This window comes from Blastocatellia bacterium (assembly GCA_016713405.1).
Taxonomy (GTDB): domain Bacteria; phylum Acidobacteriota; class Blastocatellia; order Chloracidobacteriales; family JADJPF01; genus JADJPF01.
Window position 1 is genome coordinate 267,886 of record JADJPF010000003.1, and the last position, 12,357, is coordinate 280,242.

The 12,357-nt window shown below is 35.6% G+C and carries 14 protein-coding genes and 1 pseudogene; 4 read left to right on the forward strand and 11 right to left on the reverse strand.

The annotated features are described in order from the left end of the window. Positions 1 to 32: 32 nt before the first annotated feature. The 4 genes from IPK14_04505 to IPK14_04520 are packed head-to-tail and all read left to right on the forward strand — an operon-like array spanning position 33 to position 3,975. A complete protein-coding gene (locus IPK14_04505) occupies positions 33 to 596 on the forward strand; it encodes a hypothetical protein (protein MBK7992686.1) in 564 nt (187 codons plus the stop codon). A gap of 50 nt (positions 597 to 646) precedes the next feature. Then, entirely contained in the window at positions 647 to 2,341 is a 1,695-nt protein-coding gene (locus IPK14_04510; protein ID MBK7992687.1) for a PilT/PilU family type 4a pilus ATPase, read from the forward strand. 17 nt (positions 2,342 to 2,358) lie between these two features. Next, positions 2,359 to 3,039: a methyltransferase domain-containing protein gene (locus IPK14_04515; GenBank protein MBK7992688.1), complete on the forward strand. Its 681-nt coding sequence runs from the start codon at positions 2,359 to 2,361 to the stop codon at positions 3,037 to 3,039. 9 nt (positions 3,040 to 3,048) lie between these two features. Next, a complete protein-coding gene (locus IPK14_04520) occupies positions 3,049 to 3,975 on the forward strand; it encodes a hypothetical protein (protein ID MBK7992689.1) in 927 nt (308 codons plus the stop codon). Here the strand turns inward: IPK14_04520 and IPK14_04525 are convergent. The 11 genes and pseudogenes from IPK14_04525 to IPK14_04575 all read right to left on the reverse strand — a co-directional run bounded on the left by IPK14_04525 (position 3,972) and on the right by IPK14_04575 (position 12,327). Continuing rightward, positions 3,972 to 4,733 (reverse strand): hypothetical protein, encoded by a 762-nt coding sequence (locus IPK14_04525; protein MBK7992690.1) that lies wholly within the window; start codon positions 4,731 to 4,733, stop codon positions 3,972 to 3,974. The genes IPK14_04520 and IPK14_04525 overlap by 4 nt on opposite strands. Positions 4,734 to 4,735: 2 nt before the next feature. After that, positions 4,736 to 5,050, reverse strand: a complete 315-nt coding sequence (locus tag IPK14_04530; protein ID MBK7992691.1) for a hypothetical protein — start codon at positions 5,048 to 5,050, stop codon at positions 4,736 to 4,738. A 4-nt stretch (positions 5,051 to 5,054) separates the two neighbouring features. Continuing rightward, the gene (locus tag IPK14_04535) at positions 5,055 to 6,149 is read right to left on the reverse strand and encodes an AAA family ATPase (GenBank protein ID MBK7992692.1); all 1,095 of its coding nucleotides are present in this window, start codon (positions 6,147 to 6,149) and stop codon (positions 5,055 to 5,057) included. A gap of 31 nt (positions 6,150 to 6,180) precedes the next feature. After that, the gene (locus IPK14_04540) at positions 6,181 to 6,471 is read right to left on the reverse strand and encodes an AAA family ATPase (protein ID MBK7992693.1); all 291 of its coding nucleotides are present in this window, start codon (positions 6,469 to 6,471) and stop codon (positions 6,181 to 6,183) included. A 39-nt stretch (positions 6,472 to 6,510) separates the two neighbouring features. Next, the gene (locus IPK14_04545; GenBank protein MBK7992694.1) at positions 6,511 to 7,152 is read right to left on the reverse strand and encodes a carboxypeptidase regulatory-like domain-containing protein; all 642 of its coding nucleotides are present in this window, start codon (positions 7,150 to 7,152) and stop codon (positions 6,511 to 6,513) included. 20 nt (positions 7,153 to 7,172) lie between these two features. Then, complete coding sequence (locus tag IPK14_04550; GenBank protein ID MBK7992695.1) at positions 7,173 to 8,456, reverse strand: dihydroorotase; 1,284 nt, start codon at positions 8,454 to 8,456, stop codon at positions 7,173 to 7,175. 3 nt (positions 8,457 to 8,459) lie between these two features. After that, positions 8,460 to 9,433: pseudogene (locus tag IPK14_04555) on the reverse strand (aspartate carbamoyltransferase catalytic subunit). Between the two features lie 9 nt (positions 9,434 to 9,442). Beyond that, entirely contained in the window at positions 9,443 to 9,997 is a 555-nt protein-coding gene (gene pyrR / locus IPK14_04560; GenBank protein MBK7992696.1) for a bifunctional pyr operon transcriptional regulator/uracil phosphoribosyltransferase PyrR, read from the reverse strand. Between the two features lie 112 nt (positions 9,998 to 10,109). Next, positions 10,110 to 10,382, reverse strand: a complete 273-nt coding sequence (locus IPK14_04565) for a hypothetical protein (GenBank protein ID MBK7992697.1) — start codon at positions 10,380 to 10,382, stop codon at positions 10,110 to 10,112. 201 nt (positions 10,383 to 10,583) lie between these two features. After that, positions 10,584 to 11,306 carry a response regulator transcription factor gene (locus IPK14_04570; protein MBK7992698.1) on the reverse strand — a complete coding sequence of 241 codons (723 nt, stop codon included), beginning with the start codon at positions 11,304 to 11,306 and terminating at the stop codon, positions 10,584 to 10,586. A gap of 28 nt (positions 11,307 to 11,334) precedes the next feature. After that, complete coding sequence (locus tag IPK14_04575) at positions 11,335 to 12,327, reverse strand: response regulator (protein ID MBK7992699.1); 993 nt, start codon at positions 12,325 to 12,327, stop codon at positions 11,335 to 11,337. Between the last annotated feature and the right edge of the window lie 30 nt (positions 12,328 to 12,357).

A 12,357-nucleotide genomic window follows, 5' to 3' on the forward strand; every position in this document is an offset into this window, starting at 1 on the left:
GTTTAGACTAAAGCACGAAGTAGAAAATAATTATGAGACCTTCAGACTTTGGCAGTTCTTTTCAAATCCCTAAATTTGAAGCACCAGCAGAGATTTTGCTATCTGATAATCGACGCTTAAGAGGTAAATTATTTCTTTCGATTTTGTCTAGTTCCAAACTAGGCCATAGTTCTGTTTTAGATAGCTTAAATGAAACACAAAAATTCTTTCCTTTTCTCTTAGAAGAATCTAACCAAGTAGAAATTATTAATAAAGATGTAGTAGTATCAGTAACCGTAGATATAAAGTTAGATCAAGATGAAGGGACAGATATCTTAAATGCAAATCTTTGGATTGAAGAAGTAGAATTAAAATGCAATCCATATATGAATTTAAGAGGAAATGTTGTTTTAGACCTTCCACCAAATAAAGCTAGGGTACTAGACTTTTTTAATTTGACAACAGCTTTTTTTGCCCTTCAAGAGGGAGAAAAACACCATATCATTAATAAAAGATATATTACAAGCATTAAAGAGCTTTCTGCTTTACCACCTACTAATGTCCCTATTGTGGTTGTTAAAGCTAAAAGAGGCGGGCGTAAAAAGAAAAATACTTAAGAAACTAGCTATTAAAAAATAGAAACTTTTACGGACTTATGAGGAATAATATGGAACAAATAGAACAGCTATTAAATAAATTTAAGGATTTTGGAGCTACAGAACTACATTTAGAAGCAGGACAAAAACCCTATTTTGCTACCCCATCAGGAGTAAAAGAAATCAGCGCAAATGCTATTCAACATAAAGATATTGTTCAAATTATTTCTCCTATTTTAACTCCGTCTGCAAGAAATGAACTTATAGAAAAACCTGGAACAGAATTTTCTCATCGTAGTGCTTCAGGGGTTTTTCAAGTTTCTATTAAGAAATCTAGCCTAGGTTTTAATGTTATAGTGCGTGGAACAGGTGCGCCAGCTATAAATGTTTCACCGGCTGCAACACAACCTGTAGCAGCACAACGTCCAGCCGGCTGGAATAATGCACCTCAAGCTAATGCTCCTACAGCAGCTTATCAAACATCACAACCAACACAACAATATTCCCCACAGCCAGCACATAATCCTAATCCAACACAAGCAGCACAAACTTTTCGTCAAGGCTCTTCTGTTCCTCAACCTACTATGGCGATGGGAGGGGCTAGTCATCAAATGGCACAAACCTTGCAGGCTACAAATCAACAAGGGTCTGCTCAAGTAGTTCAAGCAAAGATAAAAGCAGCGCAAGCAGCGGAAATTGATAAGCTTTTTGAAGAGATGGTGCGAATGAAGGCTTCAGACTTACATATTTCTGTAGGTATGCCTCCAATGGTACGCCATGATGGAGAGATGAAAGCTATTGAGGGCTTAGGAGTGTTAAGACCTGAAGACACAGACCGTATTTTGCTTGAAATTATGCCTGAGCGTAATAAACAAGAGTTTGATCGTCGCCATGATACAGACTTTGCTTATGAAATTAAGGATTTAGGGCGGTTTCGATCTAACATTTTTATGGATCGTAAAGGTAGAGGTGGGGTCTTTCGTGTTATTCCTACAAAGATTTTGACAGCAGAAGACCTAAAGCTTTCTAAACAGATTTTAGACCTGTGCTTTTTAAGTAAAGGTCTAGTAGTAGTTACAGGGCCAACGGGTAGCGGTAAATCTACTACGCTAGCCGCTATGATGGATTTTCTTAATCGGCATCGTAGAGATCATGTCATCACAATTGAAGACCCAATTGAGTTTGTACATGAAAATAAGGGCTGTTTGGTCAATCAACGAGAAGTTCATAATCATACAGATTCATTTAAGGACGCACTGCGGGCAGCATTACGCGAAGATCCTGATATTATTCTGGTTGGTGAAATGCGGGATTTAGAAACAATTGCTATTGCTATTGAAACGGCTGAAACAGGCCACTTAGTTTTTGGTACATTGCATACCACCACAGCACCTTCTACTATTGATCGTATCATTGACCAATTTCCTACAGATCGACAGTCTCAAATCCGAACCATGCTTTCAGAGTCCCTTAAAGGTGTTGTAGCTCAAACATTACTTAAGAAAAAAGGTGGAGGACGTGTTGCTGCGCTAGAAGTGTTGCTTGTTACACCCGCTATTTCTAACTTAATTCGTGAAGGAAAAACTTTCCAAATCCCTTCTGTGATGCAAACCTCTCGAAATCTAGGCATGGTTACACTTAATGAAGCATTATTTGATCATGTTAAAAATGGCCTTGTTACACCTGAAGACGCTTATGTTAAAGCTGTTGATAAAGTAGGGTTTAGAGAATTATGTAAACGTAACAATGTAGAGCTTAGCATGTAGTTATATTTCTTAAGAAAATGGTAAAGACAGAAAAAATTCAAGAGGACTTTGATCATATTGCCATTTTGTTAGAAAAAGAAGGTGAACAAATAGGCCCTTATGATGATTTTGTTCTTAAATTTGTACCAAATCCGTGTAAGCATGCTATGGAAGTTGGTTGTGGAACAGGAACATTTACCCGCCTATTAGCTAAACAAGCTAAACAAGTTACAGCTATAGACTTATCAAGTGAAATGGTGCGCGTTGCTCAATCACGCTCAACAAACTATACAAACATAGATTACAAAGTTGGAGATTTTTTAGATTTAGACTTAAAACTTGCCCACTTTGATTGTATTGTTATGATTGCTACCCTGCATCATTTACCAAATGAGCAAGTTCTTAAGCGAGTAAAACAACTTCTTGCCCCTAATGGAGTTTTAATTCTCCATGACATTTTAAGACCTGAAGGTAAGTTTGAAAAATTGGCTAATTTAGTAAGAGTTCCTGTTAGTTTATTTTCTAGGTATTTTCGCACAGGAAAACCACAAGTAAGCTGGCAATTAAGAAAAGCCTGGGCCGAACATGGCAAAGATGAATATTACCTATCAAAACGCGAAGTCAAAGCTATGAGCAATGCCCATCTAAAAGGTAGTTACACAAAATTTCACTTGCTTTGGCGTTATACAGTTATTTGGCGTAATCAAAGCACTGCATAAACCAATATTATGAACAAAATTGCTAGACTTAATGCTGCTTTACAAGGTGAGAATGTAGACCGTCCACCTTTTAGCTTTTGGTATCACTTTGGCTTACAACACGCTAAATCAGAGCGCGTTGCACAAACTCACCTAGAATTTTTTCAAGCCTATGACCTAGATTTTCTAAAAGTAATGAATGATTATCCTTATCCTGAATCTGATAACCAAGAAGAATTTTTTGAAGTTTCTGATTGGAAAAATTTAAAGGTTTTTTTAGGTGATGAAGGCGGATTTGGCAAGCAATTAAAAGCCCTTGAGCTAATAGGCCAAGAATTAGCCGACAAAGCCTATTTTGTTGAGACTATTTTTAGCCCCTGGACAACTGCACGTAAGCTTTCTGATAAAGAAACTTTAATTGAATTAAAAAATAATCATCCTGAGCTACTTTTAGAAATAATGGAAAAAATTGCTTTGTCTTTAGCTAATTATGCTGAAAAAGCAATTAACACAGGTGCAGCAGGGATTTTTCTTTCTCTTTCAGGTGCAAATCCTAATGTAATGACTTATCAAGAATATGAACATTTTGCACGTCCTTTTGATTTAATGATCCTAGAGCGTATAAAAACAAAAACTAAGTTTAATATTTTACATATTCATGGGGATCAAATTTATTTTAATGAGCTACTAGATTATCCTGTCCAAGCAATAAATTGGTCACATTATTATGCTAAACCTTCTCTAAGCCAAGCGCGGCAACAATATAAAGGCTGTTTGTTGGGCGGAATTAATGAAAAACTCTTTGGACACACTACTATTTCAGCAGTTAAAAAAGAAATAAATGAAACTCTCAAAGAACTTGGAACACAAAATTTAATAATTGCTCCAGGTTGCTCGATAGAAACAGACAGTCCACAAAAACAGTTAAGAAGTGTTAAAGAAGCTCTTGAAAGCTAATTGCTTATCTTTTCCAAAATAGCATTTTTCATTTTCAAATTTATTTCAAGAAATTTTTCTATAAATTTAATGATTTCTAGTGCTGATTCCTCAGAACGATCATAGCCTTGGATAAATTTTGGTAGTTGTTTTGAAATGTTAGGATATATTTGTTCAAACCTTCTTTCATTTGAAAAAAAGTCTTCATTTACAAGACTTTTTTCTTCTAAATAAACGGCTAATTCTAAAACTCTGTCAACTGCATGTGATTGTATAAAGCGGCTTGCAGAAAGTTTTTCACCTCGCTTATATCTACATATACCAATGTATAAATTTGTAAGAAGTTCGCCTATTATCCATTCTTTGTTATGTTGGACTTTTTCGACTCTCATAATAGGTTTACAAATATTGTGGTCTACATTGTTTTCTGCCCAAACAAGTCTACCTTCAGAGAATGGAATTTTTGACAATTCATTTTGTTCAAAAATAGCAAATTCGCAAAAAATGCCATCGTCAAATAAAGCTTTATAACCATCTTTTGTATTTTGAAAATAAAATGCCAAGTTTGAAACAGCCTTTAACCAATCCAAATTGTTTAAAAAATAGTTTTTATAACCTGTTTTAGCAATAACAAAAAAGTCCAAGTCTGAATAGTCATCTATTCTATCTAATTCAATTCCTACAGATCCTAAAGCAAGTAAAGCCAAAGCTTTTTGGCTTTGCTTTAATGATTCACCTATTTCATTTAATCTAGCAAAGAGTTTTTCTTTATGGCTCATTGTTACAATTCTAAGTGATCTTCTAATATTTCAAGTAGTCTTTCATAGCTCACCCTATTGTATTTTCCATTAGGGTTGTAGGGAATAGCAGTTTCTCTTGATGGTAGCTCTAATTCTAAGTAATAAAAGTCTTTAAGCATCCCAAAAGTGCCAATATAGATTACTTTTCCTGGCCTTTTAGCATTAGATAGCACAATTGAAGACATATCCGCAGTCCAAAGATCAGCTATTTCTAAAGCATCTTCGCCAAAATGACGATTTAATTTAGACAGTAGCGTTTTTATAGATTTACCTTTTACTAAACCTTCTAATTTCATAATTTTAACTGTTTTTCCAACCTCTTATGTTTTGAGCAAATGAGCCAAATCCATCAGGAAAAAGCTTTTCTATGTCTGATAAATCGGTTGCTAGTCTATTTGCTGGTGCATCTATTCCGCATTGATACCAGGCTTCAATGGCTGGAACTGCCAAACCAACCGCGGTTTTAATCTTTGAGCGATTTGGAATCAAAGCAAGTGAATTTTGTGGTTGCTCAATCACTTTCTTAATTTGGCATAAACGGCAATTACTGTCTATAGTTTGTTCGTGGGAAGGGTTGTGTATAAGTGTTTCGTCTGAGTCAACCACAATAGCAAAAGCTTCTGCATCTGTTTGGTAATATAGGCTTTTTATTACAGTTGGGATAAGTTGTAACACTCCATACCAGCCCCGAAAGCGTAATGGATACTCTACCTTTTCTATTTCTTCTCCTAAAATTGCACTAACAATTATTCTAGTGAATGCTTCATCAACTTCTGATTCGCTTAATATAGCAACTTTCATTACTTTATAGGATTCAATATCAAAACGTTCTGATAAACGTTCAAATGTAACAAAACCATCTTTTTTACTTGCAATTACTACTTCCTCTGGATGATCTCTAAATAGATCTAAGAAATATGGTGAATGAGTAGTGCAAATAATTTGGATTGGATCGCGTTTTTCTCCAACACTTTCAGGGTAAGAAAGCCTGTATAAAGCGTCTTGTAAATCTCTCAATAATCGCGGGTGAATACCATGATCTGGTTCTTCAATACATATCAAAGGAGGGTGATCAGGTATATAAGCTAGTGTTAAAATAGCTAAGGCAAATAAAGTACCTGTTGATAAATCTTCGGCTTGAACTTTGTGTTTTCCGCGAGTTGTCCTTAGCAGGAAAGATCTTTGACCTGTGTCTGGAGTATCAAACAATATCCGGTCATATTCTGGTAATAGTCTGTTAACTTCTTGATTTAATAGTTCAAATTTTTCTGGTTCTTTATCTCTTAATTGATCAAGTACCCCTGCAAGGTTTCCTCCGTTATCTAACAAACGGCTATTTGGGTTTAACTCAACAGGATAAGAAATAAAATTTGAATCAAAAGAAAAAATTTGCATTTGACTTAGCTTGCTTTAAATTCCTATTTCTTTAGAAAAACTTGTCGAAGGAGGAACAGTTAGAATTGTTTCTCCAAATGACTTCTGTTTGGATGTTTTCTGACCAATTTATCTTTACTTTCACACCTTCAAGGTCTTTTTCATGTCCAAAGCTAACAAGTCTTGAATACCACATAGTTACTCGTTTCGCTGCTGATTGAATAGCTTTAAGCGCGGTTGTTTTTCCGCTACCATTTGGCCCGATGATAAGTGTAAATGGGCTAAGAGGTAGTTTTGTATCTTGTAATGCTTTGTAATTCTTAAACTCTACGGATTCAATCATAAGGTTTAATTTAAGTTTAGTTTTAGCCAAAATTCAAGGTTAACGCTTAAACATTAATGCTTTAATGTTAATTTCAAGGGTTTCTGTTTTTGAGCATTCTATTTTTGTGTTGTTTTCTTTTACTTCCATTTCTATATCAGTATTAGTTCTTAGTGTAAAATGATCTCCACGGTTAAGTTCTAGTAACAAAACACGCTCATTTGAAAGGCAATCTAAGCGAGCAGAAATCAACCGACCATCTTTAGTTGCAAATTTATCATCACGTCCACAAGTTAAACCAAGCTCGCTTTTCTTAAATTTAACCATTGCTTGAGATGTGTTTCCTGAGCCTTGGAGGGAAATTTTAGCGGTTCCATCTGTAAAGCTATTTCTTAGCACCCCAGAAAAATCTTTTTCTCGATAGTCAGAGTGGCTAACTAGCAATAAAAAGTTTTTTAACCCTTCTTTATCATCTACTTCAAAAACAAAATTTCCTGCATTATCTGTTTTAGTTTTGTAATCTTGAAATTGAGTGCGAACTGTAACTAAAGCCTCTACAATAGGTTGTCCATTGCGAGCATCTATAATTTGACCGGAAAAAACAGCTTTGGCCTGATTACTCAAGCTAATTTGAGCAGAAACAGGTAGGTTAACTAAAAATAAGAAAAATAAAGCAAATATTGGTAGATAAAAGCGTTTCATTGATAAACCTCTAACTTAAATTAATCTTGTTGGTGATGATAGATAATTTTACCATTTACAATAGTTGCAATCACCGCTCCTTTTAGTTGCCAGCCAGCAAAGGGACTATTACGACTTTTTGAACGAAATAACGCAGGGTTAACAGTTGTGTTAAGTGTTGGATCAAAAATAGTTATATCAGCAGGTGAACCAACGGCTAGCGTCCCACGAGCTAGATTAAAAACCCTAGCTGGAGCAGTAGAAAGTAGCTCTACAAATCGCATTAGAGAAATTTTTCCTGTATGGTAAAGCTTGTCTAAAGAAAGGCTTACGGCTGTTTCAAGCCCTACGATTCCAAAAGGTGCGCGGTCATATTCTAAAGCTTTTTCATCTGCATGATGTGGTGCATGATCTGTAGCAATTACATCTACTGTCCCATCAATAATGCCTTGTATTAAGGCTTCTACGTCTTGATTAGTACGTAGTGGAGGATTCATTTTTGTATTAGTATCAAAACCTTCTACCGCGCTATCAGTCAGGCTAAAATGATGTGGGGTTACTTCGCAAGTAACTTTAATTCCTTTTTGCTTACCTTGTTTTACTAAAGCTAAAGATCCAGCAGTGCTTAAATGGGCGATATGGATATGCGCTCCAGTTTCTTGCGCTAGCATTAAATCTCGCTGGACATCTGCTTCTTCAGCTAAATGAGACATTCCTTTTAGTCCAAGTAGCGTAGAGTAATAGCCTTCATTCATTACGCCACCAGCAGCAAGCTCTTTATTTTCACAATGATCAACAACAGGTAGGCCAAAATTTTTGGCATATTCCATTGCTCTACGCATTACCAAAGAGTTTGACACTGGACGACCATCATCAGAAATAGCTACAATTCCAGCCTCGTACATTTCCCCAATTTCCGCCAGTTGTTGACCTTCAGATTGTTTAGTTATTGCTCCAATAGGGAAAATGTTTACAAGATTAAGCTTTTTTGCTCGCTCTAAAATATAGTGAGTTACTGTAGCATTATCATTTATTGGCTGTGTGTTTGGCATACAACATATTGAGGTGAAACCCCCAGCAGCAGCAGCTTTAGCACCTGTTTCAATAGTTTCTTTATCTTCGCGTCCAGGTTCGCGTAAATGAGTGTGAAGGTCTATAAAACCAGGTGCAACTACTAAACCTGTAGCATCGAAAATTTGAGCATCAGCTATTTCAATGTTAGGAAAAACACCTGCAATTTGTCCATCTTCAATTAATACATCAGATACTTCTTCAAAGTAACGACTAGGATCAATTACTAGGCCATTTTTAATTAATAGACGCATAAATTATTTTGCTCCTAAAACTTCCTGTTGAGCATCTGCTACATTGCCACCCATAACCAAATAAAGTGCGGCCATACGAATAGCAACACCATTAGTAACTTGTTCATAAACAAGCGAATATGGCCCGTCAATTACATCTGAAGCTACTTCAATTCCACGATTAACCGGGCCCGGATGGATAACGATTACATCTTTTTTAGCCATTTCCAGACGTTTAGCTGTTAATCCATAGAAGTAAGCATATTCTCGTAAGGAAGGAAAATAGGCTGAAGCTTCTCGCTCAAGTTGTATTCTTAGCATTAGGACTACATCAGCACCTTCTAAAGCTTTATCAATAGAAGTTGTTGTTGTAATTTTACCAACAGAATTTGCTGTTAGCTGGTCAAAATGTGGTGGAATAAGTGTTGCGGGCCCGGCTACACGAACATTAGCACCAAGTTTAGTAAGTAGATGTACATTAGAACGAGCTACCCGACTATGAGCAATATCACCAATGATTGCTACTTCTAAGCCTTCAATTTTTTGTTTATGTTCACGAATAGTTAAAGCGTCAAGTAGGGCTTGTGTAGGGTGTTCATGCGCTCCGTCGCCAGCATTAATAACAGAAGTGCGACAAATGCGGGCTAGTTGTTGGGGAACGCCTGCTGATGAATGGCGAATAACAATTGCATCAGCACCATTGCTTCTAGATTTCTAGCTGTATCAATTAGCGTTTCACCTTTTGACAAACTGCTACTAGAGGCAGAAATATTAATTGCATCAGCAGAAAGACGTTTGGCAGCAATTTCAAAGCTTGTTCTGGTACGTGTAGAGGGTTCAAAAAAAAGATTGATGACTGTACGACCTCTAAGAGTCGGGACTTTTTTTATTGGACGGCGGGAAATTTCCTTAAAAGCTGCTGCCGTGTCGAGAATTGTATTAATCTCTTCTACAGAGAGATCTCTAATTGCTAACAAATCTTTTCGATTAAAAGCCACAAACAATCCTTAAGCTTCTGGGGCAGGTTCGACAACAATAACTTGTTCTATTTCGTCAAATCCTTCCAACATAACTTTAACAATTTCTGCTTGTTTGGTAGCGACTTTCTCGCCTACATAATCAGCATGAATTGGTAGTTCACGATAACCACGATCTACTAAAACAGCTAGTTGTACTCGGCGAGGACGGCCAAAATCCATTAGTTCATCAAGTGCTGCTCGAATTGTTCGACCTGTATAAAGTACATCATCAACTAAAATTATGGTTTGTTCTTCTACTCCACCAGGAATATCAGTATCTTGAACAACAGGTTTAACATCTACTGTAGAAAGGTCGTCTCGGTAAAGTGTTATATCTAATGTACCAACAGGAGGGCGAACACCTTCAAGTTCAGCAATTTTATTAGCGATTCTTTCGGCTAGTGGTACACCTCGACGGCGAATACCTACGATTAATAATTTTTCTGTGCCGCGATTACGTTCAACTATTTCTGAAGCTATACGTGAAAGGGCGCGGTTAATAGCAACAGCGTCCATTAATTGAAATTTTTGTACAAAATTCATCGATCTTTCTCCAAAATAAACAAGCTAAAATTTTACTGCAAAACCCGTCTTTATAGCATAAGCTAATAAATGATAGCAAGGTGTCCAATAGCTTGTTGGTGACACGAAGTAATTAATACTCTACTACTGCCAATTCTACAATTTGGTAATTTTCTACTCTCATTTTTAAGAAATTTCCTTCTATTAAAGGGAGCAAATAAGCTCCCGTGCCTCCACTAGAAGCAGTGGCATTTGGATCTAGCTGTTCTCTAACTTCTAAAGGTAATTGCTTAATAATTAGGTCAAAATCAGGTATGCGGCGTTGTTTACCAAAAAGGATAAAAGCCCCTTCGGGAAGTGCTATTGGCAGAGAGATATCTTTGATCATTTCTTCTACTTTAGGCATAAAACAATATTATCTCTCCTAATAGATACTAACTGTTGTTGGCGCAAAGTTTTTTATTGTAAGTTTTTCTTTAATAACACATTAAAATAGTATCTAGCAAGTACAGATAACTATTATTACTCTTTGACATAGATAAAAACTTTGGTATTTATTGAAAGTAATAGGTTAATAGACTACTATAATCAACCTAAAAATTAAATCTTAAAAGAATTTTTTTCTTAGTTCAGAAGAATATTTGCGGCTAGTTGTTAATGGAGTTGTTATGTTGCGCAAATAAATTTGGTAGCTACTTCTAAACCAAGGCTCTATTCTTTCAATATATTCAATATTTATTAAAACTGATCTGTGAATACGTAAGAATTGTTGGGAAGGTAGGTGTTCTTCCCACTCACGTAAGGATTTTAGGACTAGTTTTTTTTCACCCTTAGTTGTGTAAACCTCTGTATAATCGCCAGTTGCCGAAATATAACTAATAGAATTTATTTTTACAAAGCCTGTTCGACCTTGACCTTTAATAAAAATAAAATCGTTGTAATCTAATGGTTGAATGGGTTTAGACTCATTTTTAGGTGATTTTTCTAATCGAGCGAGAGCCTGACTTAACCGAGGTAAACTAACAGGCTTAAGCAAATAGTCTAGGGCATTTACTTCAAAAGCACGAATAGCAAAATTATCAAAAGCAGTAACAAAAATAACAGAAAAGTCTATTTCCATTTTTTCAAACAACTTAAAGCCGGACTCTTTTGGCATTTGTATATCTAAAAATACCAAATCTGGCTCAGTTGTATTAATTACTTCTATAGCTATTTCGACACTATTGGCTTGACCTACAACTTGGATTTGTTGGAAATGAGCAAGTTGATGTTGTAGGTCTTGACGTGCTAATTCTTCATCATCTACCAATACTACACGTAGTTGCTTCATTTGTTTTATTTATACCTTTCTTCTAGGATTAAACAGGTATTTCTATTGTTATATAGACATAGCCTTTTTGTTCACTAATATTAATAGTGTGATTATCAGAATAATATTCTTTTAAGCGTTGTTTTACATTATCTAATCCTACACCTAAACTAGCACTTTGAGGAATGTCGTCATCATCAGGTTTTGCTATCCAATAGCCGCTATTAATTACATCAAAAATGAGCATATCATTTTCTATTTTTACAGATAACTTTATTTCAAGTGGTAGCCTACTAGTCACCATTCCATACTTAATAGCATTTTCTACAAGTGGTTGTAGCAAAAAGGCTGGCATTGTGTAGTTATTAGCTGCCTTTTCAAAGTTAGTTTTAACTATTAATGTATCCTTAAAGCGAATTTGTTCTATAGCTAAATAATTTAGTGTAGCTTGGATTTCTTCTTCTACGGAAACTATTGATTTCTTTCTATTTAGTAGCAAGTAGCGTAAATAGTCTGCTAGTTGTGTAAGCATATTTTCAGCCGCTTTGCCATCTGTAGAAATTAAAGCTCGAATAGACATTAAGGAATTAAATAAAAAATGTGGATTAAGTTGATAAAGTAAAAGCTCTAAATAAAGTTGCCTAGTCATCCGAGAGATTTTTAATTGATTTTCAACCCGCACAATAACTTCTTCAACTTGAAAAGGTTTAGTTACATAATCCACACCACCAACGCTAAAAGCTTTAATTTTGTCTATCATATCACTATTAGCACTAATGAAAATTACAGGGATTTTTTGGCTATTAGGGTTACTTTTTAGCTGACGACAAACGTCATAACCGTTGACTAGGGGCATATTAATATCTAAAAGCACAATATCAGGAGGTGCAGCCTTTATTGATGCAAGCGCGTGTTGACCGCTATTGGCTACTCTTACATCATAGTTTTGTGCTGTTAACATTTTTGATAGGACTTCTAAATTGTTTGGCTCATCATCAACAATTAAGACTTCCCCTTTATAGCTCTCAATATTTAATGGCATAGAATCAAAGCTCTTTTTTGGGGTTTAATA

Excerpts from the sequence above, each read along its gene's own strand:
- IPK14_04535 (MBK7992692.1), bottom strand. The coding sequence starts at position 6,149 with ATGCAAATTTTTTCTTTTGATTCAAATTTTATTTCTTATCCTGTTGAG.
- IPK14_04510 (MBK7992687.1), top strand. The coding sequence starts at position 647 with ATGGAACAAATAGAACAGCTATTAAATAAATTTAAGGATTTTGGAGCT.
- IPK14_04520 (MBK7992689.1), top strand. The coding sequence starts at position 3,049 with ATGAACAAAATTGCTAGACTTAATGCTGCTTTACAAGGTGAGAATGTA.
- pyrR (MBK7992696.1), bottom strand. The coding sequence starts at position 9,997 with ATGAATTTTGTACAAAAATTTCAATTAATGGACGCTGTTGCTATTAAC.
- IPK14_04570 (MBK7992698.1), bottom strand. The coding sequence starts at position 11,306 with ATGAAGCAACTACGTGTAGTATTGGTAGATGATGAAGAATTAGCACGT.
- IPK14_04525 (MBK7992690.1), bottom strand. The coding sequence starts at position 4,733 with ATGAGCCATAAAGAAAAACTCTTTGCTAGATTAAATGAAATAGGTGAA.
- IPK14_04530 (MBK7992691.1), bottom strand. The coding sequence starts at position 5,050 with ATGAAATTAGAAGGTTTAGTAAAAGGTAAATCTATAAAAACGCTACTG.
- IPK14_04565 (MBK7992697.1), bottom strand. The coding sequence starts at position 10,382 with ATGCCTAAAGTAGAAGAAATGATCAAAGATATCTCTCTGCCAATAGCA.
- IPK14_04540 (MBK7992693.1), bottom strand. The coding sequence starts at position 6,471 with ATGATTGAATCCGTAGAGTTTAAGAATTACAAAGCATTACAAGATACA.
- IPK14_04505 (MBK7992686.1), top strand. The coding sequence starts at position 33 with ATGAGACCTTCAGACTTTGGCAGTTCTTTTCAAATCCCTAAATTTGAA.
- IPK14_04545 (MBK7992694.1), bottom strand. The coding sequence starts at position 7,152 with ATGAAACGCTTTTATCTACCAATATTTGCTTTATTTTTCTTATTTTTA.
- IPK14_04575 (MBK7992699.1), bottom strand. The coding sequence starts at position 12,327 with ATGCCATTAAATATTGAGAGCTATAAAGGGGAAGTCTTAATTGTTGAT.
- IPK14_04515 (MBK7992688.1), top strand. The coding sequence starts at position 2,359 with ATGGTAAAGACAGAAAAAATTCAAGAGGACTTTGATCATATTGCCATT.
- IPK14_04550 (MBK7992695.1), bottom strand. The coding sequence starts at position 8,456 with ATGCGTCTATTAATTAAAAATGGCCTAGTAATTGATCCTAGTCGTTAC.